This is a genomic window from Streptomyces sp. NPDC058683, from assembly GCF_042716195.1.
Classification (GTDB): domain Bacteria; phylum Actinomycetota; class Actinomycetes; order Streptomycetales; family Streptomycetaceae; genus Streptomyces.
On the sequence record NZ_JBHXSK010000009.1, the window covers coordinates 146,297 to 170,651 of the forward strand.

General features: G+C 69.9%; 21 protein-coding genes and 2 pseudogenes. 5 read left to right on the top strand and 18 right to left on the bottom strand.

The window, feature by feature from the left end:
- Nucleotides 1–17: 17 nt before the first annotated feature.
- Together ACFWXC_RS12040 and ACFWXC_RS12045 are read right to left on the bottom strand one after the other, a co-directional pair.
- The gene (locus ACFWXC_RS12040) at nt 18–278 is read right to left on the bottom strand and encodes an alpha-hydroxy-acid oxidizing protein (RefSeq protein ID WP_384477020.1); all 261 of its coding nucleotides are present in this window, start codon (nt 276–278) and stop codon (nt 18–20) included.
- Between the two features lie 186 nt (nt 279–464).
- Nucleotides 465–686 (bottom strand): hypothetical protein, encoded by a 222-nt coding sequence (locus ACFWXC_RS12045; protein WP_384477023.1) that lies wholly within the window; start codon nt 684–686, stop codon nt 465–467.
- 998 nt (nt 687–1,684) lie between these two features.
- Between ACFWXC_RS12045 and ACFWXC_RS12050 the strand changes: the two genes are divergently transcribed.
- A complete protein-coding gene (locus ACFWXC_RS12050) occupies nt 1,685–2,524 on the top strand; it encodes an alpha/beta fold hydrolase (RefSeq protein ID WP_384477026.1) in 840 nt (279 codons plus the stop codon).
- Between the two features lie 126 nt (nt 2,525–2,650).
- Here the strand turns inward: ACFWXC_RS12050 and ACFWXC_RS12055 are convergent, their stop codons facing one another.
- From ACFWXC_RS12055 to ACFWXC_RS12070, 4 genes are all read right to left on the bottom strand, one after another.
- Nucleotides 2,651–3,925 (bottom strand): MFS transporter, encoded by a 1,275-nt coding sequence (locus ACFWXC_RS12055; protein ID WP_384477029.1) that lies wholly within the window; start codon nt 3,923–3,925, stop codon nt 2,651–2,653.
- 34 nt (nt 3,926–3,959) lie between these two features.
- Nucleotides 3,960–4,553 (bottom strand): ArsR/SmtB family transcription factor, encoded by a 594-nt coding sequence (locus ACFWXC_RS12060; RefSeq protein WP_384477032.1) that lies wholly within the window; start codon nt 4,551–4,553, stop codon nt 3,960–3,962.
- A gap of 361 nt (nt 4,554–4,914) precedes the next feature.
- On the bottom strand, nt 4,915–6,417 hold the full coding sequence (locus ACFWXC_RS12065; RefSeq protein ID WP_384477035.1) for an esterase: 1,503 nt from the start codon (nt 6,415–6,417) through the stop codon (nt 4,915–4,917).
- A 177-nt stretch (nt 6,418–6,594) separates the two neighbouring features.
- Nucleotides 6,595–7,140, bottom strand: a complete 546-nt coding sequence (locus tag ACFWXC_RS12070; RefSeq protein WP_384477037.1) for a GNAT family N-acetyltransferase — start codon at nt 7,138–7,140, stop codon at nt 6,595–6,597.
- A 183-nt stretch (nt 7,141–7,323) separates the two neighbouring features.
- Between ACFWXC_RS12070 and ACFWXC_RS12075 the strand changes: the two genes are divergently transcribed.
- Together ACFWXC_RS12075 and ACFWXC_RS12080 are read left to right on the top strand one after the other, a co-directional pair.
- A complete protein-coding gene (locus ACFWXC_RS12075) occupies nt 7,324–8,259 on the top strand; it encodes a MerR family transcriptional regulator (RefSeq protein ID WP_384477040.1) in 936 nt (311 codons plus the stop codon).
- Nucleotides 8,260–8,333: 74 nt separating this feature from the next.
- Nucleotides 8,334–8,903: a GNAT family N-acetyltransferase gene (locus ACFWXC_RS12080; protein WP_384477043.1), complete on the top strand. Its 570-nt coding sequence runs from the start codon at nt 8,334–8,336 to the stop codon at nt 8,901–8,903.
- Nucleotides 8,904–9,057: 154 nt separating this feature from the next.
- Here ACFWXC_RS12080 and ACFWXC_RS12085 read toward each other — a convergent pair whose 3' ends face one another.
- A complete protein-coding gene (locus tag ACFWXC_RS12085; protein WP_384477046.1) occupies nt 9,058–9,969 on the bottom strand; it encodes a GlxA family transcriptional regulator in 912 nt (303 codons plus the stop codon).
- A 10-nt stretch (nt 9,970–9,979) separates the two neighbouring features.
- Nucleotides 9,980–10,579: an isochorismatase family protein gene (locus tag ACFWXC_RS12090; RefSeq protein ID WP_384477049.1), complete on the bottom strand. Its 600-nt coding sequence runs from the start codon at nt 10,577–10,579 to the stop codon at nt 9,980–9,982.
- 138 nt (nt 10,580–10,717) lie between these two features.
- Here ACFWXC_RS12090 and ACFWXC_RS12095 point away from each other — a divergent pair.
- Nucleotides 10,718–10,929: pseudogene (locus tag ACFWXC_RS12095) on the top strand (amine oxidase); the annotation flags it as partial.
- A 12-nt stretch (nt 10,930–10,941) separates the two neighbouring features.
- Here ACFWXC_RS12095 and ACFWXC_RS12100 read toward each other — a convergent pair.
- The 5 genes and pseudogenes from ACFWXC_RS12100 to ACFWXC_RS12120 all read right to left on the bottom strand — a co-directional run bounded on the left by ACFWXC_RS12100 (nt 10,942) and on the right by ACFWXC_RS12120 (nt 14,336).
- On the bottom strand, nt 10,942–11,874 hold the full coding sequence (locus ACFWXC_RS12100; RefSeq protein ID WP_384477052.1) for an LLM class F420-dependent oxidoreductase: 933 nt from the start codon (nt 11,872–11,874) through the stop codon (nt 10,942–10,944).
- Between the two features lie 37 nt (nt 11,875–11,911).
- Nucleotides 11,912–12,209 (bottom strand): annotated as a pseudogene (locus ACFWXC_RS12105) (hypothetical protein); the annotation flags it as partial.
- Between the two features lie 4 nt (nt 12,210–12,213).
- Nucleotides 12,214–12,957, bottom strand: coding sequence for an SDR family oxidoreductase (locus tag ACFWXC_RS12110; RefSeq protein WP_384477055.1), 744 nt, complete (start codon nt 12,955–12,957; stop codon nt 12,214–12,216).
- Nucleotides 12,958–13,207: 250 nt separating this feature from the next.
- Complete coding sequence (locus tag ACFWXC_RS12115) at nt 13,208–13,858, bottom strand: nuclear transport factor 2 family protein (RefSeq protein WP_384477058.1); 651 nt, start codon at nt 13,856–13,858, stop codon at nt 13,208–13,210.
- Nucleotides 13,859–13,994: 136 nt separating this feature from the next.
- Nucleotides 13,995–14,336 carry a hypothetical protein gene (locus ACFWXC_RS12120; RefSeq protein ID WP_384477061.1) on the bottom strand — a complete coding sequence of 114 codons (342 nt, stop codon included), beginning with the start codon at nt 14,334–14,336 and terminating at the stop codon, nt 13,995–13,997.
- Between the two features lie 30 nt (nt 14,337–14,366).
- Here ACFWXC_RS12120 and ACFWXC_RS12125 point away from each other — a divergent pair, with 30 nt between their 5' ends.
- The gene (locus ACFWXC_RS12125) at nt 14,367–15,005 is read left to right on the top strand and encodes a TetR/AcrR family transcriptional regulator (protein ID WP_384477064.1); all 639 of its coding nucleotides are present in this window, start codon (nt 14,367–14,369) and stop codon (nt 15,003–15,005) included.
- A 157-nt stretch (nt 15,006–15,162) separates the two neighbouring features.
- Here the strand turns inward: ACFWXC_RS12125 and ACFWXC_RS12130 are convergent, their stop codons facing one another.
- The 5 genes from ACFWXC_RS12130 to ACFWXC_RS12150 all read right to left on the bottom strand — a co-directional run bounded on the left by ACFWXC_RS12130 (nt 15,163) and on the right by ACFWXC_RS12150 (nt 24,260).
- Complete coding sequence (locus ACFWXC_RS12130; protein WP_384477067.1) at nt 15,163–18,042, bottom strand: hypothetical protein; 2,880 nt, start codon at nt 18,040–18,042, stop codon at nt 15,163–15,165.
- 74 nt (nt 18,043–18,116) lie between these two features.
- On the bottom strand, nt 18,117–19,052 hold the full coding sequence (locus ACFWXC_RS12135; RefSeq protein ID WP_384477070.1) for an ROK family protein: 936 nt from the start codon (nt 19,050–19,052) through the stop codon (nt 18,117–18,119).
- Nucleotides 19,049–20,758 carry a class I mannose-6-phosphate isomerase gene (locus ACFWXC_RS12140; RefSeq protein WP_384477073.1) on the bottom strand — a complete coding sequence of 570 codons (1,710 nt, stop codon included), beginning with the start codon at nt 20,756–20,758 and terminating at the stop codon, nt 19,049–19,051. Before ACFWXC_RS12140 ends, ACFWXC_RS12135 begins: the two co-directional genes overlap by 4 nt.
- Before the next feature lie 50 nt (nt 20,759–20,808).
- Complete coding sequence (locus tag ACFWXC_RS12145) at nt 20,809–23,466, bottom strand: hypothetical protein (RefSeq protein ID WP_384477075.1); 2,658 nt, start codon at nt 23,464–23,466, stop codon at nt 20,809–20,811.
- A complete protein-coding gene (locus ACFWXC_RS12150) occupies nt 23,463–24,260 on the bottom strand; it encodes a carbohydrate ABC transporter permease (RefSeq protein ID WP_384477078.1) in 798 nt (265 codons plus the stop codon). Before ACFWXC_RS12150 ends, ACFWXC_RS12145 begins: the two co-directional genes overlap by 4 nt.
- Between the last annotated feature and the right edge of the window lie 95 nt (nt 24,261–24,355).

Consider the following 24,355-nt stretch of genomic DNA (forward strand, 5'->3'; position numbering starts at 1 on the left):
CGTGGACCGGCTCACCTTCAACGCCCCCTGGACAGGTCACGCTCGGGCGGGCTGACCATCATCCGGGGAATGATCCCGTAGCGCGAGAACGCGGCGATGTTGGCGCGCTGGGTCCGCCCGTCGCCGGCGGCCGCCGAGACGTACCGGTACACCCAGTCGGGAAGCGTCTCGGCCGCCTTGCGCTCGACCGACGCGGCGTCGAACGGGTAGTGCGAAGTGACGCCGTTGACCGCGTCGAAATACACGCCGATCTGGAAGTCACCGAAATTGCCTGACATGGTTTTCGTCCCTTCATCGGTTCAGGGAGATGGTTCTCGCAGCTCGCCCCGCCAGTGTTGTTCATGTTCCGAAGAACCCAGGTTCCACGGTCTGGTTCACGCGGGAATCAACACCCGTTCGGCGCTGATCCGGAGGGTGTCCGTGTGGCCGGCGGGTTGGCAGGAGGTCAGACTGCGGACAGCCACTCAGGGCGTCCCGAACAACGGGGATCGAGGAGAGGATCCACGGGGCGACACGGAGAGGGAGACGTGGACGCGGTAGCTGCCGCCGTCCACGGCGTGCCGTCGCGGCGCCTCGGCGATACCGGCCGTCATGAACCAGGAGACCAGGTAGTCGTTGACGACGGAGATCGGGGGCAGCGCCGACTTGTCGCCGTCGCCCTCCAGGTGCAGCAGGCAGGCCGACAACGGGCGGGCCGGATGTCGACGGAAACGTACTGATGACGCTGGATTCCCGTTCCCGTCACCAGGCCCCGATCGGTCACCTCGAAGCAGCCTCGGCGGGCCAATTGGACGGCCGACGGATGGGGTTACGAGTCGGCGCGGCCTCTCGAAGCCCGCGCAATTGCAGACGTTCGGTACGCGAGGTCGCTCACGCGGTAACCGGTGAACTCAGGGATGCGTGAATCCAATACTGCGGCGACGCGACATTCGCAAACGGGAGCACGGGCACCGTCAGTTATGGCGCGAGACCCACGGTGCACTTCTGAAGCACGCCCGGAGGCTCGCGACGAACCGGGCTCCGTGTACGTCACTCTGCGCAGCACCGTCCGGGCCCCAAGATCGCTGGGGAACATGGAACACGGCGTGGCGCGTTCGAACGAGACGGGGGAGGCCCACACATGACCGTTCAGCCGAACCACACAGTCGTCGAGCACTACTTGGAGGGCATCGGCCGGTGGCGAACAGCAGGGGAGTGAAGGCTGACGGGCCGCGCGGGACGCTCTCCGCCGACGCCACGGCCCGGGAAGCCGCACCGCCGGGATTCGGCATCTTTCGGCTCGGGTGGGAGCGGCAACGCGTCGATGTCCTCCCGCTGTTGGTCGTCAGCCCGGATGCGATCCGTGACGTCCGCGTGAGGGGCGGTGCCGTCCAAGGTACGCGACCAGGCGATCACCGATCTCCGCTGCGCCTCACCGATCTGGACAGCGGGTATCCCCTGCGGCCTTGCACGGAGGCGCCCCGGAAGCCGAACGTGCCGGCCGCGCAGGCCACACCGGGTGACCGCAGCCCGGTGGCCAACGGCCCCGAGCCCGACGTCCCCGGCACAGGCGACTTCTCGCCCGTTCGAGTCCTGGCCTTTCTCCGCACACCGGACGGAGATCGACCACTGACCATCCGGTGGCCTGGACCGGCAGGCCCCGCCCCGATCAGCGTCACCCCTAACGGAACAGGAAGTACATCGGATGAGCTACATAACCGTCGACGGCGTCCAGCTGACTTATCACGTAGCCGGGACCGGGCCGATCCTCGTCGCCCATCCGGGCGGCCCCGGCTTCGACTACGCCTACCTTCGCTCCCCTGAGCTGGAGAAGCACTTCACCGTGGTCTACCCGGAGCCGGTCGGCACGGGTTCTTCGGGCCGTCCGGCGGTCTACGGCCTGGACACCTACGTCCAGTTCCTGGCCGCCCTCATCGACCATCTCGGCGAACCGCGGGTTCATCTGCTCGGCCACTCGTACGGCGGTTTCGTCGCCCAGCAATACGCGCTGGACCACCCGGACCGGCTGGCCGGCCTGGTTCTCCACCACACCTCACCGGTCGGCGGCCCGGACTGGTGGGAGGCCGCGATGGCCGGACTGGCCGCCTACCCGGACATCTACCCGGACCGGCCCGAGGCTGCCAACGTCCCGGCGGCGTTCCAGAGCGCACTGACCGCAGGCGACGACGAGCAGGTCAGCGCACTGCTGCGCGAGGCGTTGCCGGTCTACTTCGCCGACTTCTGGGCCCGCGAGTCCGAGTTCGCCGACTTCCTGGCCCGGGTACACATCTCCGCCGAGCCGGCCACCGCACCCGGCGGGGAGCCCTTCGACGTCCGGGACCGGCTGGCCGAGATCACCGCGCCGACTGTGGTGATCGCAGGGCGACGCGACTTCATCTGCGGCCCGCGCTGGGCTGTGATGCTGCGGGACGGCATCCCCGGAGCACGGCTGACCGTTCTCGAACACAGCGGCCACTTCGGTCATGTCGAGCAGCCGGCGGAGTTCAGCCAAGCGGTCACCGACATCCTTCGGGACCAGTCCTGAGGCAGACACCCGGAGGCGTCCCATCCAGCCCCTGCTGAGAACGGGACCCGGGGGAGTCGACTACTGCCACTGCATCGGCAGTCGACAAGGCCGGAGGCGGAGCACGAGCTTCTGCGGCACGGATGCCTAGGCGGTCACTCCTGTCCGCTGCCGCGGCAGTTCGGCACGCCGCACCGCGTCGGAGGCCAGGGCGATGACCACGCCCAGGCCGGCGAAGCAGCCGCAGCCTGCGAACACCGGGGCAGCGCCCCAGGCTCCGATGGCGGCGCCGACCAGCGGGTAGCTGAGGGGCGCGAGGCCGACCATGGTGAGCATGGCGACCGAGGTGACCCGGCCGAGATAGGCGGGGTCCGCCGTGATCTGGACAAGGGCATTGCCGAGGCTGCCGAAGATGCCCGCGTTCAGCCCGACCACCGCGGCCAGCACGGCAGCGGACCAGAGGGCCGGCACAACCGCGAGGGCGGCCGCTCCCACGCAGCACACGAGCAGCGTTCCGGCCAGCAGCAGCCCGGCGCGCGGCAGCCGGCCGACGATGGCGAGCAGCGCGGCGCTGGCCGTTGCTCCCGCGCCGAAGCTGCTGACGATCCAGCCGTAACCGGAAGGGCCCCAGCCGCGCTCGGCGTTGAGGAGCAGCATGCCGACGTTGAGGGTGCCGACGAGGCCGAGTTCACAGATGGCGCCGATGGCGACGAGCGGGCCTATGAGGCGGTGGCGGCGGATGTACCGGAGGCCGTCGAGGAGGTCGTTGCGGGCCGTGCCCGGCTCCGGCTGCTGCTCCGCGTCGCGCACTCCGAGAGACCGTATCCGTATCGTCAACAGGAGTGGCAGGGAGAGGGCGAAGAGCAGGCCGGCGACGGTGAAGGCGGCGGCCGGGCCTCCAAGCCCCATGGCCAGGCCGCCGATCGGCGGACCCGCGATCTGGCTGAGGCGCATCGACAGTGAGCGCAGGCCGATGACCCGGGCCAACTGGTCGGGACCGGTGATCCGCGGCGGGAGGGCACCGACCGCGGGTACGAACAACGCGTCGATGGCGCCGAAGACGATCGCCACCGCGACCAGGATCCACAGAGCCGGTGCGGTCAGAGCGATACCGGCTGCCACCGCGAGGATGAGGAGACAGCGCAGCGCGTCACTGCCGAGAATCACCCGGCGGGGGTCGAACCGGTCGGCGACCACGCCCCCGCCGAGCATGAGTAACGCCCGAGGCAGCGCCCCGGCGGCCATGACAAGGCCGACTTCGGTGGAGCCGGCGGTCTTCTGAACGGACCAGCCGAGGGCGATGAAGTACACACTGTCGCCGACGAGGGAGGCGGTGTACGCGGTGAGCCAGCGCAGCACATTGCCGTCGCGGTAAGCCGGGATGGTGGCGCGTTCGGGCAGGGATGTCTCTGCGGTGGCCATGGAAGGCTCCAGGAAGTCGAGGGATACGGCGGCGTCAGGGCCGGAAGGGGAAGCCGTAGAGGTACAGGGACACGTGTTCGCGGTCCTCGGTGTCGCCGGCCGCCTTGGCTGCCTTGCCGCGCTCTCGCCACCGCCGGGTCAGCGCCTCGAGTTCATCGCTCATCTCGGCGAGTTCCGCCGGGGTCAGGTCGAGCAGCCACTCCGAGTTGAAGGACGCGTCGGTCCACGCGGTGCCCCAAGCGGACTTCTGGTCGAGGTAGGCACGGTATTGGGTGATACGGGTGTCGAAGAGACCGCGCGTCACCGCACCGACGGCGGCGGCTCCCTCGGGCGTGGCCGTGAAGTCCGACTCGCGGAAGCCCCAGCCCTCCTCGGACGATACCTGCCACCACCGCTCACGCCCGTCGGCACCCTGGCCGCTCGCCTCGGCCACGAAGCCGTGCTCGGCCAGCTTGCGCAGGTGGTAACTGACCAGCGACGGAGTCTCGTCGACATACTCCGCGAGCTGAGAGGCAGTCGCCGAGCCTGCAGCGAGCAGCAGTCGGCAGAGCTGCATCCGCAGCGGGTTCATGAACACTCTCAACCGTGACAAGTCGGTGATCTGCTCGGGCTCACGCTTCGGACGCATGCCCTCACCGTAGATATGAAGCGAAAACTTCGCAATAACTCCTTCAGAGTTGCGCCCGACCAGACAGCCCACACGCGAGCGGGGCCGAAGGAGGTGAATGCCGTGCGCCGAGGGTGGCGGTGTGGGAGCCTGGCCCAGTCCGGGTCCACCGCTTTCCCCCGTAGCGGGTGGGCCCGGACTCGTCTTCAGGGGACTGCTGCCCCCGCCCGCCCCGGGTTGGGGCCGGCGCCACCCGTACCCTCACCGGCAGCGCACCTCTGCGTGGCTTGGCCTCCGACACCGCTGTTCGTCCGCTTCCCCCTGGCCACAGACGCCCGAGACCTGCCCGGCTGCCGGCGTTCAGCGGCTGGTGGGTCTGCTGTCAGCGGCCGTGCGGGGCCAGGGTCTGGCCGAAGCGGGCGCCGGGGTTGGGAGCGTGCAGTGTGCTGCCGTTGAAGGACCATGAGCGGTCGGTGGAAGGCCCGCTGGTGGTGGCGGGGAAGACCCAGACCCCGCCGTTGCCGCCGTCCTCGCCCGGAGCACCGGCGATCAGGCTGGCCCTGTTGTCGCGGTCGGCGTCGATGAGCCGCACCGCACCGCCGAACTGGTCACCGCTTTCCGGGATGCTGGGGACAGCCTGTGGGCTCTGGCTGAGCACGCGGATGTTCTTGGTGGTCAGGCCGGACGCGGAACCGCGCATGACCCAGACGGTACCGGCGTCGACGGCGCTGCCGATGTCGTTGCCCGGTGCGCCGATCGCCACGTCGTCGTAGCCGTCGCCGTCGACGTCCCGGACGCTGAGGGCGCCGCCGAAGCGGTCACCGGGCCTGTTGACGCCCGGGACGCCCGACGAGTTCTGCGTCCAGAACTGACGGTTGTATCCGCCGCTCGGGCTGCCCGGTCCGTTGGGTCCGCCGAAGTGGACGAAGAAGACACCGGCGCTGGTCAGGTTGCCCTGGGAGTCCCGTTCGTCGGGTGCTCCCACCACGACGTCGGTGTAACCGTCCTTGTTCACGTCCCCCGAGGCTCCGACCTGGCCGCCGCCGGACAGTTCGTAGTGGTCAGCCCACCCGCCACGTCCGCCGGACACGAACATGGCCCTGCCGTACACGCCGGCCGTGTCGAAGGTCCCGTTGCCGAGGATGACCAGGTCGTCCGCGCGGTCCTTGTTGTAGTCGCCCATGGTGAGGGCGGTGGGACGGAAGTCCGAGGGCACGAACATGGACAGGGGGCTGTAGTCCGTTTCCATCCGACGCCCGCTGGAGGTGACCTCGAAGCCGAAGGACCACAGGGTGTCCTTCGACAGGATGGCCACCGACGAGTCGTCCACCTTGAACCAGCCGGCGGCCAGCGCCGCGCCGAAGCGGTTGCCCGCCACCGGGGTGATCTCCTGCAACCATTTGCTGCCCGTGGCGTGCAGCCCGGTGGCCGAGCCGAACAGGACGGTGGCCGAGCCCGCGTCGACGGCCGCACCGATGTCCCTGCCGGGCGCGCCCACGATCAGGTCGTCGTAGCCGTCCCGGTCGAGGTCGGCCGTGGCCGTGGCCTGCCCGAAGTGGTCGTCGGTCTGGGCGAGGCCCACCACACCGGGGGTGCTCATACTGAACGTCGCCCGGTGTGCGGTCGACAGGCCGCTCGCGGAGCCATACAGGACGGCGACGTAGCCGGCGCCCTTCTTCCCGCTGACGGTTCCGCCGGGGGCCGAGACCACGAGGTCGCGGTAGCCGTCGTTGTTGAAGTCGTCGTGTGTGATGGGTGCGGGAGCGGCCTCGGCGGACGGGGCCGTCGCCGTGATGGTGGCACCGATCATCAGCAGCAGTGTCGCCGCGGTGGCGGCGGTGGCGTGGCGCGGTCTGCTGGTGTTGGAGGATCTGATGTGGCGCACGGTGAGGCTCCCGGGATCGCTGCGAGGCCGGAAACGGACGGGGCCGGGCCGCGGAGGCCCGCTGCCCGCCGCCGAGTATGGGACCCGTCAGCGGGCTGAAGGGTTGTGCGAGGCCGTCCACCGCCGTACTGGACCGCCTGGTCTCCGACGAGATCCGATCCCCGGCGCTGGGCGGGCTCAGCCGGACGGCGTGGGTGAGGACCACACGCCGAACCACTGCTCGGCGCCGTACTCCTCGAACTGCTCCACCTCGGTGAACCCCAGTTTCGCCGCGACGCGCAGGGAGCGGACGTTGGCGGTCTGGGCGCAGAGCACCACCGGTTCACCGGGGAGCGCGTCGGCGAACCAGCCAAGTGCCGCGGCGCATGCCTCAGTGGCGTGCCCGTGTCCCCACGCCTGCGGCAGGAACATGTAGCCGAGCTCGGCCTCCCCGGCATCCGGACGGACGTACCCCGGACGCTCCGCGCCGCGCCGGTCGAGCGTGATCATGCCGATCATCGCTCCGTCGAGATCGATGACGAAAAGGCCCGGGCGCCGTCCGGGCACCTCGGGTGCGGAGCCCTCCAGCTCATCACGCGGTCGAGGGCCGCCGACGTAGGTGCCCACCTCCGGCGAGGCGAACAGCTCGATGAACGTCGTACGGTCGCGGGCCTCGGACTGGCGCAGCACGAGCCGCTCGGTCCTGATCGGTGCAGGCGGCCAGAGGGGGTCGAGTCCAGTCATGGCGGGCAACGTATCGCAGGCCTGCCGGCAGGAGTCCGGCGCCGGCGTCGCAGTCGGCATGCCGACGAACAGAACACCGACCGTCGTCTTCACCGTCGGCATCACGGTCATCCGCGGCCACCAGCAGCCGCAGCCGGGGCGCAGACTTGAGTCTCCCGCAGGGGGAGACGGGAAGGTGGACTCATGGACGGCGGCACTCTCTGCTCGATCGGTGAACTGGCCCGGCACACCGGGCTGTCGGTCAAGACGATCCGGTTCTATTCCGATCGCGGCATCGTGGCACCTGCCGGCCGCACTCCCGCCGGCTATCGGCGTTACGCCCCGGATGCCGTCGCTCGCCTTGCCCTCGTGCGGACGCTGCGGGAACTGGGACTCGGCCTGGACGTGATCCGGCGGGTCGTGGACCAGGAACTCACCCTCGGTGAAGTCGCCGCCGAGCACGCCGCCGCACTGGACGTGCAGATCAGCGTCCTGCGTCTGCGACGGGCGGTGCTGACGGCCGCCGCCGAACGCGAGCCCACCCCTCAGGAGATGGAACTCATGCACCAGCTGGCCACACTGTCCGCAGCCGAACGCCGACGCATGATCGACGACTTCCTCGATGCCGTCTTCGAAGGCCTCCACAACGTCTCCCACGCCGCAGCTCGGCGCTCCATGACACCCGAACTTCCCGACAACCCCACAGATGAACAGGTCAGGGCGTGGGTGGAGCTGGCCGAGCTGTCCCTGGACCCGGACTTCCGCGCCCGTATGCGGCGCCTGGCCGAGGACCATGCGGGCAGCCTGCCCGAGGGTGCCCCCAGGCTCCCGCGCCCGGACGCGGTCGCCGTCGCCCGTGACGTTGTCGCACCGGCCGTGGCACGCGGCATCAGGGCGGATTCGCCCCAGGCCGATCCGGTCGTCGCTGCGCTCACCGCTCGCTGCGCGCTCGTCCACGGCCGCCCCGATGACGCCGGGCTGCACACGTGGCTGCTGCACCGCCTGGAAGCCGCGAGCGATCCCCGCAGGGACGAGTACCTCCAGCTGCTCGCGCTGATCAACGGCTGGCCGGCACCGGAACGCCTGGCCCCGCTGGTCGGCTGGTCCGTCACGGCGTTGCGGGTACGGGCAGGCCGATGACACAACGGCTCCACAGCCCCGCCGCACAGCCAGACGTAGCGCTGCAAGCCACGGCGGGTCAGTACTCTCGACCGATGGACAAGACCGCTGGACGACTGAGGGCAGACGCCACACCGACAGCACCCGCTCTCGTACTGCGCCCCTGGAGTCCGGCAGACGCTGCCGAGCTGGTCGAGCTGTATCGCGACGAGGCCATGCGCCGCTGGACAAGCGCAGGCGTGAACGACGAAGTGGGTGCGGCACAGTGGATTCAGGACCAGCAACAGGGATGGGAGACGGGTCACCACTTCGGATTCGCCGTCGTGGAATCCCAACCCGGAGGTGCTGAGGGACAGTTGGCAGGGCACGTGGTCCTCAAGGACGTCACCCTGCGCGCGTCGTCCGCCGAGGTCGGTTACTGGACCGCGGCGCGTGCACGCGGCCGGGGAGTGGCACCCCGGGCACTGCAGGCGCTGACGAACTGGGCCTTCACCGTCTTCTCCCGTGACGGGCTGACCCGCCTGGAACTCGTGCACCAAGTGGACAACACGGCGTCCTGCCGTGTCGCCCAGAAGAGCCGGTACGAACTGTCCACACTCCTGCCCGCGGCACCGCCCGCATACCCCCTCGCCGGCCACGTCCACGTACGGTCGCGTGACCTGTGAACCAGCCGGGCAGCTGCCCCTCGCCATGCTGTTGACGGCTCCCCTTGGACAGCCGGTCGCTCAAAGGTGATGGCGGTATCCGCATCGCTCCTCTGGTCGCCCGTCCCGTTGCCAGGAGTGGTTCGTACGGCGTTCTGGCGTGCGTTGCTCCTGGTCAGTGCTCGCGAGCTCGCAGGCGGCGCAGCATGCGGGGATCCTCGAAGCCGACCGCGCGGGCGGCGGCATCGACCGTGGCTCCGTGGGTGATGAGGTGCTCGGCGCGTTCAAGACGGAGGGTCTGCTGATAGCGCAGGGGGGTGAGGCCGCCGGTGGCGCGGGTGAAGAGGCGGGTGAGGGTACGTTCGCTCACGCCCACGGTCGCGGCCAGGGCGGACAGGGGCAACGGTTGGTCGAAGCGGGTGTCGAGCAGGTCCTGGACGTGGTGCACGGTGTCGTCGAGGTGGGATCGGTACCTGAGCATTGCGCTGGTCTGCGGTTCATGGCCGTTGCGCCGCGCGTAGACGACCATGTCCCGGGCCACCTGTGCGGCGACGGCGGGGCCGTGCCGGGTGGCGATCAGGTGCAGGGCCAGGTCGATGCCACTGGCGATGCCGGCCGAGGTGACCACCCGGTCGTCGGCGGTGTACAGAACATCGCGAATGACTGTCGCCCTGGGGTAGCGGCGTGCGAGCTCGTCCTGCACATCGTGGTGGGTGGTGCAGCGGCGACCGTCGAGCAGGCCGGCTCGGCCGAGCGCCTCGGCTCCGGCGCAGACGCTGGCGACGGTGCCGCCCCTGGCGTGGTGGTCCCGGAGGAACTGCAGGGAGGCCGCGCCGATGGCTGGACTGCCGGCCAGGGTGGGCGCCCGCCAGCCGGGCACCACGATCAGGTCCTCGTGGTCGAGTTCGGGCCAGTCGAGCCGGGCCGCCAGGGGCAGGCCCTGAGCGGTGGGGACCAGCGGTTGCTCGGCGACGTAGCCGAGTGTGTAGGAGTGCCCGAAGTCGGAGGCCGTGGAAAAGACCTGCGCGGGGCCTGCCAGATCCAGCAGATGGAGTCCGGGCACCAGGAGAAAGACGATGTGGCTCACGATCCGGTCATCATGCCCGAGACCCGGCCGCGGCTTCCAGCTGTCCGACAGTGGTGATGGTGGCAAAGCGTCCGGCAAGGGCGTACTCCGTGCGCCTGATGATCTCCTCTGCGCTCAGGGTGCGGGGGTCCGAGAGCAGTTCGGCGACGCTCTGGTCGGCGGGAGCGTCACGGTGCGGGATGGGGTTGGTCGCGGTGGCGTCGATGACGAGGGTGACCAGGTAGCCGAAGTCGCTCGCGACGCGGGTGGTGGTCTCCACGCACTGCTCGGTTCGGATGCCGCAGACAGTGAGCTCGTGGATGCCGCGCTCTGTCAGGATTTGCTGCAGGTTGGTGGTGGTGAAGGCGTTGTGCGAGGTCTTGTGGATCAGCGGTTCCGTGTCCCGGCGCTGCAACTCCTCCATCAGCCGGACATGTCCGAGGGCGGGGTCGAAGACGTCACCGCTGCCGGGCTCGGAGTGCAGCACCCACACCACCAGGTCCCCGGCCTGGCGGGCGAGCCGGACCAGCCGGTCCACCTGGTCTGCGATCTTCGGGTCGGAGATGGTCTCCCACAGCGGACGGGCGCGGAAGGATTCCTGGACGTCGATGACGATCAGTGCTCGGGTCATGTTCCCAAGCCTGACCGGCGGGGCTGGAGTGGCGACAGGCCTCATCGGGTCCGGGTACGGACCGATCCGGTCACAGCAGGAGCCGTGACCACTCGCTGGGCATGGGCCACCACGCTCTGGCTTCGCGGCAAGAAACGCTTCGTGCAGGACCGGCTGCCCGCGGACAAGCGGGGTATCTTCCTCGCCGGCGACGGCATCTCCTGGACGGCGGGCTGGGCGAGGGCGCCGTCCAGACCGCGCTGAACGCGGTCTGGGGCGTCATGCACCGCTTCGGTGGCGAGACCGACCGGACCAACCCGCGCCCCGGAGACGTCTACGACGAGATCGTGCCGGTCGAACGCCCCGCGGACCGAGCGAGCCGGTCAGAAACCTGCCGCACGGGCCGCCGAGTACACCTCGGCGGCCACGTCCTTCAGCTCCTGTGCGTCCCGCGTGGCCCATGAGACGTCGACCAGGAACTCGTCGAGACCGATCTCGGCGTACGCCATCAGATCGCTGACGATCTGCTGGACGTCGCCCTGGAAGGGCTGGCGGTCGGGCCCTTCGTACCGCTTGGCGGTGTAGTCCGGGTTCACGCGCACCACCGTCCGCAGCGGCCGGGTGCGGCCCCGCTCGGCGGCGAGATCCTGCAACTGGCGCCACTGAGCGGCCACCTGCTCGGGGCCGTCGGCGTACGGCAGCCAGCCGTCGGCGCGGTCGACGAGCCGGCGCATCGCCCGCGGGGTGTTGGCCGGCACCAGGATCGGGATCGGCCGGGCCGGCTTCGGCCCGACCACGGCCGAGGCGATCCTCGTGATCCGGCCGTCCTCGTAGACCACCGGGTCCGGGCCCCACACCGCCCGGCACACCTCGAACATCTCGTCCATGACCTTGCCGCGTTCCTCGAACGGGCGCACCCCGGCGGCCGCGTACTCGTCGAGGGACCAGCCGCTGCCGAAGCCCGCGATCACCCGGCCGCCGCTCGCCGCGTCCAGCGTCGCCAGGGACTTGGCCAGCTGGAAGGGGATGTGCAGCGGCGCCACCAGTACGGCGGTGCCCAGCTCGACCCGCTCGGTGGCCGCCGCCGCGAGCGTCAGCGTGACCAGCGGCTCGGCCACGCCCCGGTAGGCGTCGGGCCAGGGCAGGCCCGGGACGCCGTACAGGGGCTGGGTCTGGGGTTCCGGGAACAGGGCCCGTTCGTACACCCAGAGGCTGTCGTATCCGATGTCCTCGGCGGCGCGTGCCACATCGGGCACGTCCTTGCCGAGGTTGTACTGCCGATTCTGCGGGAGACCGATTCCGAGCCGGGTCGTCATGCCGGTGCGCTCCTCTGTAGTTGGTTGCGCAATCAAGTTAACGTTGTCTCAATGAGGTTGGGGCGAGACCCGGCCGAGGTTGGTCTGAACGGATGCCCCAGCCGGAGAGCGACGGTGGCAGCATCCGGCCCGCCGTGCCCACGGCTCCGTCCAGCCGCTCGCTGAACTCCTCGACGAGGTCCTCGAACCGGCGCAGAATCCACAGCGTCCAGCGGATCGGTGGTCCGGAGCAGGTCGGGAGGGCCCGGCAGCAGAGCCTCGCGGATGCGCTGCTCCAGCGCGACGAGGAGGTCGCCCACGCGCTCGAACTCGCCGTCCAGGTCGGCCGGTTCGCAGTCGTCAGTGGTTGGACAGCAGGCGCAGCATGTCGGTGTATTCACCGCGGGCCTCGGCGAACCGCAGCGGTTCGACCGCCTTGACGAGGATCTCATTCGGTTGTTCGCCGGAGCCGAGGATGCTCATGACCTCATCGAGATAGGCGTCGAGGGGCATGGCGGTTTCGGAGTCCTCCTGCCCCATCAAGGCGGTGCGCACCGCCGGGGGGACCAATTCCAGGACTTCGACGCGAGTGTCCGCCAGTTGGACACGCAGGCTCTCGGTGAAGGAGTGGATGGCGGCCTTGGTGGCGTTGTAGGTCGGGGTGATCGGGAGGGGGACGAATGCCAGCCCGGAGGACACGGTCATGATCGTCGCCTGAGGCCGGGTGGCGAGGTGTTCGGTCAGAGCGGCCACGAGGCGGAGGGGGCCGAGGAGGTTGGTCGCCACCGTCGCTTCCGCGGTGTCGAGGAAACCACCGCTGTGAAGGTCCTCCGGCAGCATAATGCCGGCCATCGCCACCAGGACGTTGAGGTCGGGGAAGCGTTGCAGCAGTTGCGCGGTGGCGTCCTGGACGGCCACCGGGTCGGTGACGTCGAGCACGACGGATTCGATGCCGGGGTTCTCCGAGACGATCTCTGCCAGCCTGCCCTCGCGACGCCCGGAAACGATGACCCGGTTGCCTGCCGCGTGCAGCCGCAGCGCGAGGCCGAGGCCGATGCCAGAGGTCGCTCCGGCGACGAAGATGGTGTTGCCTGTGGCCTTCAAGGGGTTCTCCGACCGTAGTGGGTGACGAGAGGGAAGGCGGTCTTCTACCTGCAGCTGCAGCCGGGTGAGGGGATCGCCGGTGGTGAGCGGGTGCCGCACGTATGGCTCGGGGAAGTGGCGCGCCGTGCGGTGTGACCGCGTCTCGCCCCGGGAAAGCCGCACGGCTCGGTCTCACCGGCCCGCCGGCAGCCGAGCGTCGGCGGGTGCTGTGCGGCCGGTAGTGCCGGGGATCAATCCGCCGGGGAGTGGTTCAGTGCTTGTTGACGGCCGAGGCCCAGTCGATGTTCACGCCCATCTGCTGGTACATGGTCGAGTAGCCGACGAAGCAGTTGAACTTCTCGACCTTGCCGTTGCGCAGGTACCAGAAGTCGGCGGTCGGTACGTCGATCTTCGCGCCGTTGGGCTTGACGGTGCCCGCGGGTGACTGCAGGGGTCCCTCGAAGGTGCCCTGGATCGACAGCTCGATGCTGATGGTGTCGCCGTTCACGGTGATGCGCTTGAGTTCACGGTGGACGTCGGGGAAGAGGTTGGCCATGTAGGGCAGCACGTTGCCGAGCGCCTCGCCGCGGTAGGCGACGCCGGGGACCATGTCGTTGAAGACGCCGTCTTTGGTGAAGCTGTTGACGAACGTCGGGACGTCGATGTGGTCGCCCTCGGCCACGTAGTAGTCGCGCAGGACGATCGCGAGGTTGCGCCTCTCGTGCTTGGTCAGGTGCCGGTCGGTGAGCGGCAGCTTCGCCAGCTGGCGAGGAGTCAGGTCCGGGGCCGTCGTACTGCTCTGGGCCGTCGCGCTGCTGTGGGCGGGGCTCGCGGCCTGCGTCGGCGCGGCGGCGATGGACAGACCGCCCAGGACAGCCACCGCGGTCGCGGCGGTGATCGACTTCCGGCTGAGCAGCTTCATGTCGTGTTCCTCCAGGTCGGTTCGCAGGATCCGGGATCCGGGATCCGTCGCAACGGTCTCCCGCAGGCCCTTAGTAATTCAAACGCTCGCTTGAGATTATGAGTGGCGACGCAGGCTGTCAAGTCGCTGTTTGAATTCATTGGCCGTGCGGCCGCAGAGGCATGCGGGCGGCTGCATTGTGGCTGGTCAGGACCGGTTCTGTGTCAGTGATCCGGAGCGGCGACCGGATGTCGCGGTCGCGATGCGGTGCTGTTGTCGGATCGCGAAATCCATGCCCGGCTTCCAGGTGCGCCCTGTGGTCGACCGTGATCTCCTTGGCGGTCAGGTGTGGGTCGGAGTCGGTCGACGGGGGCTTGTCGTCCAGTCGTTCGTCCCCCTTCTCGCGAGCCTGCGTGTCGATGCCGTGCCTGGCGCCGCGCTCGCGCTGGGACCGGATTTGCTCGGATTCGGGCTCGACTCGCGAGGTGACTGTTGACAATGTACTCAAGCATCTGCTTGAGTACATGGCATGACGAGGGTGGAAAAGGCGGACCTGCGCCGGGAGGCCGGGCAGCGCACGCGGGACGGTCTGCAGACGGCTGCCCTGGAGTTGCTCGCGCAACGGGGCCAGGAGGGTGTGACGCTCCGCGAGATCACCGATCGCGCCGGAGCCAACGTCGCCGCGGTGAGCTACCACTACGGGTCGCTGAAGGCGCTGTGCGAGGCGACGATCGAGCACGCGCTGGAACGGTATCTGGACGCGCAGCTCCTGGAGATCGGTGCGCTCGGCTCCACCGCGACACTCCAGGAGGTGGCGGCAGCGTTCGCCCGGCCGATGATGCGCGCACTGGCGGCCGGCGGACAGGACCTGGCCGTGATGCGGACCGTGGCCCGGGTCGGCATCGAACCGCCCCAGGGATGGGAGCGGCTGAACGGCAAGTTCGACCAGAGCCGCCGGGAGGTCCTCCGCGTACTGACACCGAACCTTCCCGGAGTCGACGAACAGGAACTGATCTTCCGCACGCGCTGCGCGGCCGGCCTGCTGAACTGGCTCGCCCTGGCACCCATCGGCACCGAACTGGCCGCCCTGCCCGCCGAGCAGCTCGAACGGCAACTGGTCCCCGTAGTGACCGGAGCGTTCCGCGGAGACACCCCCACCGGCCACTGACCAGCCCACAGGCCCCCGGAACCCGGACAACTCGAACAACCGCCTGCCAAGGAGGCGAATGGCGCCTCCCTTGCCCAGCTCCCCGGTGACGGTCTTGGAGAGGTCCAGCGGGCACCGTGGCCCTCCCCAAGACCGCCGACCGACCGGATTCCCGGTGTCAGCCGATGCTCAAGTCGTCGATGTAGCCGCGATAGCCACCTGTCGCGCCCGGCCGGTCGTAACCGACGAGGATCTTGCTGACCTTCTGCCCCGCCTTGACCTCGCCGAGGTTCACGGTGACGTGGTTCCACGTGTCGAGCGCGAGACGGTCGCACTGGTCGACCGGATGGACGCCGGTGCCGGACTGGTCGGTGGCGCCCGAGTCCCGTAGATCACTGCCGTCGGTGAAGATCAGGTCGACGGCGACGCAGGCGCTGCTGTTGCCGGATCCGGCGGGCACCCACGGAGTGGTGGCGTCGGACTGCGGGAAGATCCAGTAACTGAGGGTCGTGTCGCCGCGGACGGTGAGCGGCGCGCCGTTGAAGCCGTAGACCTGCATGTACGCGTGGTCGTACGACCCGCCGTTGGCGTAGCCCGAGTACATCAGCGAAGCGTCGCCCGTGTGGGCCCGTTCGCCCGTGCGCACGTCCGCCTGGGGACCCGTGAGACCGCAGCACAGACCGGTGATGCCGTAGTTGCCGTCGCCGTTGGTGTCGACGTTGTCGACGGTGTCGGTCCAGGTCGGCTGGGCCTGTCCGGCCTCGAAGCCCGTGGTGAGCGAAGAGGTCGTCGCGGCCTTGGCCGGCTGGGACAGCTCGTGCCGGATGGTGGCCTCGCTGGTGCCGGCCGGGGCGAGGTCGATGGTCTCACCGGCCTTGGTGGGCAGCTTGATCGTGGTGCCGGAGAGGGTTCCCCGGTGGACGCCGTCCGCGTAGTACTCCGTGGGCTTGCCGGGCCAGGGGTTGGTGAAGGTGAGGGTGCCGCCGGACTGGCTGGTTGCCCGGACGTATTCGACGGCGTTGTCGCGGATGCTGCTGGAGACCAGGAAGTTGCCATAGGCGAGCAGGCCGCCGAACTTGGCGTTCGAGCCGGCGGGCCAGTTCGGGAAGACCTTGATGTCCTTCTGGAAGGACTGGAGCAGCATCTCGTCGAGCCCCGAGGTGGTGACGTTGAGGTTCTCGACGCCGCCGCCGTAGTGGTGCACCGCCATGTTCGGGTACGAGTGGGTCGTGGCCTCGGCGTGCAACTCCTCCATCAGCGTGCTCGGGTTGTAGCCGACCATCGCCGCTGCCGCGTAGAGGGTGGCGGGAGAGTTGTCGCTGTGCCAGTTGTTGAGCTGCGCGACAGTGTTCCGTGCGGTCTGGAGCAGATCGGCGGAGTTGTTCAACCCGACCTGGAGGCCCGGGTAGACGGCCTGGATGGCGACGTCGTTGCCGTCGGTGACCCAGCCGGAGCCTTCGGAGGTCTGGCGGAAGACGGTCTGGCCGTTTCTCGTCATCGTGGGCAGCGGCGCGAGGTGGCTGTCGATGTGCTGCCAGGTGGGGATGAGCGAGGCGTTGATGTGCAGGTCCTTGCTCATGTCGATCAGGCCCTGGAACAGCAGGTGCACCAGGCCGAGGGACAGGATGCTGTTGGTCTGCGGGTAGACGCCGCCTTCCTGCGGTGCGTCGTTCTCGATGTTGTACGTACCCGTGGCCGCGTCCCAGGTCAGGTAGTCCTGCCAGAAGAGGCCGACCTGCTGGAGGTAGGGGAGGACCTTGCGGGCGTAGGAGGCGCTGCGGGTGTACTCGTACTTCATGACCATGTCGCTGGCGAAGTTCACGGCGTCGGACTTCTGGTTGTACAGGTCGTCGGCGGCGCTGGTGCCGTTGGGCGAGATGCCCACGGGGTAGAGGACGCCCTTGTAGCCGGCCGCCGCGGCCTTCGCCTTGCCTCTCGGCATCCAGTCCAGGATCGGGTCGTCGTAGGAGCCCATCTGGGCCACGTGGTTGGTCGACAGCGCCGGGTAGAACGCCGCCTCGTAGTTGTAGTTGGCGTGGTAGTCGCCGTACCAGTTCATGGCCCCGGTGATCCAGTTGCCCCACAGGCCCGGGGCGTACTTCCCGGCGCGCGAGACCGAGCCGAGCAGGTAGAGGGAGCCGTACCAGCTCTTCTCCACGGCCTGGTCGGGGATCTGCACGAACGACCGGGACCAGTACTCCCGCCACCAGGACTCGTGGGCCGCGTACAGCTTCGCCAGCGAGCCGTCGGTGAGATCGGCTGCCGCCGCGTGGGCGACGGACTCGTAGCGGGGGGTGTCGTGGCTGCTCTGGATCGCCGTCGCGAGGGTGTACGTCACGCCAGGCTTGAGAGTGAGGCTGATGCGGTTGCCCGACGGTCTCGCGGTCGTGCCGCGCACGCTTGTCGCTATCCGGGCATGGGGGTTGCCCGGCGCGTCGGTGGTGCCGGCCTGCACATCGGCGTCAAGTACGCCGTTCTTGCCGGACGTTGCCGGTGTCTTCCCGAGCCCGTCCTGCACGGTGACGGTCGCGTCCTGCGCGTGCGAACCGGACAACCGCAGGGTGGTGACGAAGAGGTTCTGGGTGGCCGATACCCAACTCCTGGACGAGAGACTCTGGTTGCCGAGCGTGTAGGTGCCCTCGACCCGCGCCTGGGCGATGTTCTGTACGACGTGATGGTCGGCGCCTGCCAGCCCCGGGACGGCGAGCACGATACGGCCCAGCGGCTCGATGCCGTTGGTGGCGGTGGAGAAGAAGTCGTTCTTGCCGAGGTAGAAGGTCTGGTCGTCGATGGAGCCGCCGACCGCTACGCCGACGTCGCCGTTGCCCATCAGCGGGGCGTCGACGGTCTCGCCGTTCGACAGGGTGGTGGGCGGGGAGTCCCACTCGCCCTTGAACTGCGCCACGGTGCGCAGAGCTTGGGCCGTGGTGTGATCGCCGACGGTCTGTGCGGCGCCGGCTGCGGGAGTGCCGCCCTGGAGGGTTGTCAGGCCGACGGCCACCAGGGCCGAGGCCAGCAGGGTGCTGATGCGTCGCCGGTGACGAAGTGAGGATGCCACTGCGGTGTGACCTTTCTGCTCATCTTTCATCCGGGGTCCCGCTCTTCCTGAGCGGGCGTGTGAGAGCGGGCGTTTCAGAGCGGCGCGGTACGGCCGCGTGGGTCGCCGCACGCCGTGGCCAGATAGGCCGCGCCGAGCAGCGGGGTCTGAGCGGGTTGGTGCGCCGGGGTGATGACGATGCGTCGGTCGCGGGCCGGGTCGGCCTCGGTGAGCCCCGCTCGCAGAGGTTCGGCCACGAGATCCCAGGCCCCCGCGATCGCACCCCCGACCACGAGAACCGTCGGTTCGAAGGCCGCGAGCGGCGGCCCCAGCACGCGTCCCAGGGCGGTGAAGGCCGCGGCGAAGACGCCGGCCGCTGCTCGATCTCCCTGTCGTGCCCGCCGGGCGATCTCCCGGACATCGGGCGGCGACGCGCCGGTGGCCCGTGCGTAGGCCCGCCGCAGGGCACGTCTGGACACCGTCTCCTCGACCGGTTTGCCCGCGTACCGCAAGGTGTGGACACGGCCTTCGGGCGGGACCCCGGGCCCCTCCCGCAGGATGCGGCCGTCGCGCAGGAAGCAGGAGCCCACACCGGTGCCGAGGGTGATCCCGGCGACCGAGCGGTGCCCGCGCGCCGCACCTGCCCACCACTCACCGAGGACGAACGCGTCCGCGTCGTTCCAGAAGCTGACGGTGGTGGCGCCGGGCAGCGACGCCGTCAGGGCGACCCGGAGATCGAACCCGCGCAGGGCGTCGAACTTGCCGACCCCTTCGTACCGCCCGATCCCGCGCTCGTAGTCGAAGGGACCGGGCAGCGCCACAGCCCACGGGCCCCCGCTCCGGCCGGACAGGTGGGCCGCGCAGCGGACGAGCGCGGACACTATCTCCTCGGCACTGCCGTCACCGTCCAACGGCTCACGGAACGAGCGGCCGGACAGGAGACGACGCGTCGCGATGTCCACAGGCGCCGCGGTCACGTGCGTACCGCCGACCTCCAGCACCGAGACGACGCTCCCGTCGCCGGGTCTCATCGCACCAGCGCCTTCACATAGCGCACCGGTGCCGCGCCGAGGGCCCGCACGCGGTAGGCGCCGACCGAGGCGGGGACGGTCAGGGTCTCGGCGTAGGCCAGTTCGAAGCCGTGCCCGCTGTTTGTCTCCAGGAGGATTCCGTCGCCCGCCACGACGTTGATGACATGGAAGCGGTGGTCCGTGTCGTCGTCCGCGACGGCGTCCGGCGCCAGTTCGAGGCGCCGGACCTCGAAGAACATCTCCGGGAGCCGGCCGATGACGTCCTCGCGCCAGCCGTCGCCCGAACGCAGGGTGCGTGGCTTCTGGACCAGGTCCCGCGCCACGGCTTCCCCCGACCGGGCGGGGTCGAGGTTCTCGAAGGCGTGGCCCACGTGGACCGGCCGCTGCTTCCCCGCACGGTCGGTGCGCAGCCAGTCGTAGAAGCGAAGGCTGTACAGGTACGGCGTCGCGCTGATCTCGAGTACGACATTGCCCTCCCCGCTGCCGTGCGGGGTGCCACCGGGGATGAGGAAGAGCTGGTGCGGCTCGGCGGGGAAGGTCTGGACGTGGCGTTCGATGTCGAACGGCACGCCGTCGTGGAACGCCCGGTCCGCCTCGCGCCGGAAGGCCGCGAGGTCGGCGTCCTGGCGAAGACCCAGGAAGACCTGACGGCCTGGACCGCCGAGCATCATGTAGTAGGTCTCGTGCTGGGTGTACGGCCACCCGAAGACCCGCCGCATGTAGTCCGACTGCGGGTGGCAGTGGACGGACAGGTTGCCGCCGCCGACGGTGTCGAGGTAGTCGAAGCGGATCGGGAACGAGGTGCCGAACGTCGCGTGCACGCCTTCTCCGAGGATCTCCTCGGGATGCACCGAGACGAGTGCCTGCAGAGGGACCTCGACACGGGGGCCGTCGGGCGTGCCCACGAGGATTCCGCTCTCCGGTGCGATGAGCTCGTAGCCCAGCGCGGTGTTGGCCGCCTCGCGGTTGAAGCCGAGCTGCTCCTGGGCCCAATGCCCGCCCCAGGACGTGGTGTTGAAGGTCGGGCGGGTACGGAAGGGCCGCCCGGCCAGGTCGGCGAGAGTCTCGCGGAGGGCGGGGCCCTCCAGCCAGGCCGGGTCCTGTGGGATCTGGGTGTCCAGCCACAGGTCGACGCCGCTGACGAGGGTGTCGCGGTGCCGGTCCAGGACGGGCCAGTCGATGTAGAACAGCCGGCGTGTGGTGCCCGCTCCGGTCCCGGCCGGCTGCCCCAGGTTGCGGCCCGTCCCGCCGGTGATCCCGGCCTCGGCGTACCGCTTGGGGAGGTCCGCGTACCAGAGCCTGTCGTACGGCACCAGGGCCGCCCCCGGTCCGAAGACGACGGTGACGGAGTCGGTGCCGGCGGCGGCCTCGGGGTCCGGCAGCCCGGTGAGGAAGTCGGCGAGCCCGGCCCGGGACAGCGGGGCGAAGTCCGGGTCGTCCGCCAGCTCCGCGGACGCGGTGAGGGCGAGGATGTCCTGCCAGGGGGCGAAGTGCTCGCGCATGTCGATCTGCTTCGCCGTGATGTCGCGGGCGGCCAGCGCGTCGCGGATACCGCCGGTGACCGTTTCCCAGTCGACGGCCACCGGGCCGTCGACGGCCAGGACCAGCCCGGAAGCGAGCCAGGCGACCGCGTCCCGGTATCCGACGCCGACCTCTCCTGTGATGCTGTGGCAGGGGTCGGCTTCGTAGCCACGAACTCCCGGCATGACGATGGCAGCCTTTCTGTGGGTCTTGTTGTGTGTGGGGCTCGGGTCGCTCAAGCGACGGGGCCGAGCTGCGTGAGCGTTCCGACGCCCTCGACGGACAAGGTGGCCGGTACTCCGGTGGTCCCGCCGGTCGCGAACGTCGGGTTGAAGTCGAACAGGGCCGAGAGCACCGCCTCGGCTCCGGCCGCGCCCGCGATGTTGTCGCGGGTGGCGGTGCCGCGCTCGGCCACCCGGGCCCGGTGTAGCCCGTCCGGACCGGTGACGATCTCCATGGCCTGGCCCCACAGCCCGCCCGACGCGGCGCAGGACAGGTCGCGCAGGAGAGCGGTCGCCCGGTCGCGGTAGCCGAGGCGGGCCAGGCCATGGGCGGTGACACCGGGCCAGGCGGCGAAGGCGCCGGCCGCGCCGTGGTCGGGACGGTCGGAGGCGGCGGCGATGGGATCGTCGGGACTGAGTGCCCGCATCCAACTGCCCACCAGTAGGCGGTCGGTGACGAAATCGGCCATCTCCTGCCGTACTCCGTCCGGGAGTTCGCGGTGCAGGGCCGCCGCGACCAGACCGAAGTCCAGACAGTGCCCGATGGTGTCGGTCCCGTCCGGGCGGAGTATTCGCCAGCGGCCGGAGCCTGCGTACAAGTCCCGTAGAGCGGCGTCCAGTTGACCGGCTTCGGCTTCGGTCCGGTCGGCCTCCTCCGTGCGGCCGAGCCGTCGGTACAGTCCGGCCAGCGAGCGCGTCGAGGCGACGTAGGCGCCGTTGAAGGAGGCGACGACTCCGGTGTAGGTGGGCACGCACTCCAGCAACTGCCAGGGATCGTCTCCGAAGTCGGCGAGCACGCCCCCGGTGGCCGGGCTCCGCCGCTCGCGCCACCCCAGGCCGAGCCGCTCCAGATGCCCGAGGACCGTCGTCCCGCCGGTCGTCTCGTCGAGAAAGGCGAAGTCACCGCTGACGCAGACGTAATGCTCGATGAGCCGGAACAGGGCGTAGTCGGTGGAGCTGTAGGCGTTGCCCAGGGGCCCGCCGCCGAGGTTCTCGACACCGAAGGAGTCACGGTAGGGACCGGCCAGGACCCGCAGCAGCCAGGAGCGCAGTCCGGCCGGCTCCAGCAGGGCGTACAGGCGGCTCCACTCGCAGTGGTCCCAGAAGTAGGTGGTGGTCGGCCCGAGCCGGGGGCCGCCGGTGAGGAACACCGGCTCGCCGGGCCGGACGCGGGTGTTGCGCAGGTACAGCGCTTGCAGGGCGCCCATGTAGTAGGTGCGCGCGAGTCCGGTGTCCTCGGTGGTGAAGGTCGGCAGATGCCCGGAGAAGTCGGGGTTGCCCGGCGTGAACATGCTGCCCCACAGCCGCCGCCAACCCTCCTCCCCGGCACGTGTCGTCGCCTCGAAGTCCTCGGCGGCGGTGCGGGCCTGGGCCGAGACGGCGTCGGCGTCGGTCCCGTACGCGCAGGCGATCCCGATGGACACGCTCCCGCCGGGTTCGATCCGGCAGTTCCACCTCGCCCGGCCGCCGGCGCCCTCGGCCCGCAGCTCGCCGGGCGGCCCGGCGAAGGCGTAGACGGCGTGCGCCGGCGAGCGGGAGTCCGCGAAGGCGACCGTGCCGTCCTCGATGCGGGACTCCCAGCGGCGCGACTCGGTCCAGTGCCGGGTACGGGCGATCTCCGAGCCCGCGAGACTCAGTACGACGCGGTCGGCTTCGACGTCCACCCGGACGTGATGCCAGTCCCCGACGGGGAGTTCGGCGTCGGTGGACTCCCGTTCGCCGGTGATGCCGAGCCGCAGTCGGCCGTTGTCGACACCGATCTGGAGTGAGTCGGGGTGGTTTCCGTGGGTGAGAACCGTCCCGGACTGTCCCGCCGTATCGAGCCGTAGTTCGAAGTCGATCGTCAGGCCGGGGGAGAGGGCGAAGGTGTCCAGACCCGTCTCGCCGTCGGGTGTCAGCGCGATCGGCTCGTCGGCGGCCCGCAGGATCACCGCGCCGTCGGCCCCCGCGACCCGAAGCCCGCGCACGGCCCCGGCCACGCCGGCCCGTGGCTCCGGCTCCTTGTCGTGGCTGACGTGTGCCGGGAGCGCGTCGTCCAGGAGCATCGGGCCGTGGTCCTCGTCCCGTTGGATCCCCGGGATGCGGGGCTTGCCCAGGCGGAGGCGTCGTGGTGCGGGGGAGAGCAGGTAGTGCGGCTCGCCTCCGCCCGTGGTGGCCCGGACCCGCTCCAGCGCCATGAAGTCGTGGTGCATGCCGTGGTTCCAGGGACCGTCGTACAGCCACCCGTACCCGACCTCGGAGTGGGCGACCATCGCGAAGAGGTCCTGGGCCAGCTCGACTGTCCTGGCCTCACGGCTCCCGTTGGTGATCTCGATCCGCCACAGGAGCAGATCCCGGGACAGCGCCATCCGGGTGTCGGTGGTCAGCAACAGCCCGTCCTCGCGGCGGTGTTCGCGCAGCACGCCCCACGGCTTCCACAAGAACCGCTGTGCGGCCGGGACTTGGCCGTCCACCCGCAGCTCGCCGGTGTGGTAGCCGAAGGTGAAGGGCGGGGCGGCCAGCCAGGACAGGGAGGTCAGGTCGTGGTTGACGTGGGCCTGGCCCTGTTGGTTGCGCAGGGAGGGCAGGTGCGCGATCTCGTCGGCGTCGACCCAGTGCCCGGCGACGTCGTCCAGGTCCGGGACGCCCGTCCTGCCGATGCCCACGGCCTGCGCGTCGGTCTTCGTCGTCACTTGGTCGCTCCCGAGGTCAGTCCGGCGATGAACTGCTTCTGCAGCGCGAGGTATCCGGCGACGGGAACGACCGCGGCCAGGAGCATCACGCCGAACAACTGGGCGTAGTCGGTGGAGAACTGACCGACCGACAGATAGAGCCCCGTGGTGATCGTCTGGCCGTGCAGCGGGCCGAGGATGAACTGCGGATTCATGAAGTCGTTCCAGATCCACAGCGAAAGGAAGATCGTGACGGTCGCGGTGGCCGGGCGCAGCAGCGGCATGACGATCGTCCACCAGACCCGCAGGCTCCCGGCGCCGTCCACGGTCGCGGCCTCGATGATCTCGCCGGGGACCGACCGCAGGAAGCCGGAGTAGACGAACACCGCGAACGACAGATAGCCGCCGCCGACGTTGGCCAGGACCAGCCCCGGATAGGTGTGGTTGAGGTGCAGGAAGGTCAGGATGCGGATCGTGGGCAGCAGGATCACCGCGGGCGGGATCATCAGGCCGGCGGCGAAGCCCGCCAGGACGATCCTGCGCAGCCGGGCCGAGCGGCGCGACAGCCAGAAGCTGAGGGCCGCGCCCAGCGGGATGATCAGCAGCACCGAGACGACCACGGTGACCGCGGAGTTGGTCAGTCCGATCTGGACGATCCGGTCGGGCCGGGCGAGGGCGTCCGTCAGGTTGTGCGTGGTCGGCGGAGCGGGGGGAGCCGCCGGGTCGCGGACGATCTGGTCCTGCGTCTTGAAGGCGTTGACGATCGTGAGATACACGGGGCTGACGAAGGCCAGCGTGAGCAGCGCGGCCGCCACGAGGTGTCCCCGCGCGGTCCAGGGACGGCGGCTCCCGCGCGGCGCGGGTACGGCCGGAGGTGCTGCGGTTCGTCTCCGGGCCATGGGCCGTTGCG

What these genes read in the sequence shown, in the direction of transcription:
- ACFWXC_RS12125 (WP_384477064.1), top strand. Translation starts at nt 14,367, where the DNA reads ATGACGAGGGTGGAAAAGGCGGACCTGCGCCGGGAGGCCGGGCAGCGC.
- ACFWXC_RS12070 (WP_384477037.1), bottom strand. Translation starts at nt 7,140, where the DNA reads ATGACTGGACTCGACCCCCTCTGGCCGCCTGCACCGATCAGGACCGAG.
- ACFWXC_RS12080 (WP_384477043.1), top strand. Translation starts at nt 8,334, where the DNA reads ATGGACAAGACCGCTGGACGACTGAGGGCAGACGCCACACCGACAGCA.
- ACFWXC_RS12115 (WP_384477058.1), bottom strand. Translation starts at nt 13,858, where the DNA reads ATGAAGCTGCTCAGCCGGAAGTCGATCACCGCCGCGACCGCGGTGGCT.
- ACFWXC_RS12050 (WP_384477026.1), top strand. Translation starts at nt 1,685, where the DNA reads ATGAGCTACATAACCGTCGACGGCGTCCAGCTGACTTATCACGTAGCC.
- ACFWXC_RS12140 (WP_384477073.1), bottom strand. Translation starts at nt 20,758, where the DNA reads ATGCCGGGAGTTCGTGGCTACGAAGCCGACCCCTGCCACAGCATCACA.
- ACFWXC_RS12040 (WP_384477020.1), bottom strand. Translation starts at nt 278, where the DNA reads ATGTCAGGCAATTTCGGTGACTTCCAGATCGGCGTGTATTTCGACGCG.
- ACFWXC_RS12135 (WP_384477070.1), bottom strand. Translation starts at nt 19,052, where the DNA reads ATGAGACCCGGCGACGGGAGCGTCGTCTCGGTGCTGGAGGTCGGCGGT.
- ACFWXC_RS12100 (WP_384477052.1), bottom strand. Translation starts at nt 11,874, where the DNA reads ATGACGACCCGGCTCGGAATCGGTCTCCCGCAGAATCGGCAGTACAAC.
- ACFWXC_RS12055 (WP_384477029.1), bottom strand. Translation starts at nt 3,925, where the DNA reads ATGGCCACCGCAGAGACATCCCTGCCCGAACGCGCCACCATCCCGGCT.
- ACFWXC_RS12075 (WP_384477040.1), top strand. Translation starts at nt 7,324, where the DNA reads ATGGACGGCGGCACTCTCTGCTCGATCGGTGAACTGGCCCGGCACACC.
- ACFWXC_RS12060 (WP_384477032.1), bottom strand. Translation starts at nt 4,553, where the DNA reads ATGCGTCCGAAGCGTGAGCCCGAGCAGATCACCGACTTGTCACGGTTG.
- ACFWXC_RS12090 (WP_384477049.1), bottom strand. Translation starts at nt 10,579, where the DNA reads ATGACCCGAGCACTGATCGTCATCGACGTCCAGGAATCCTTCCGCGCC.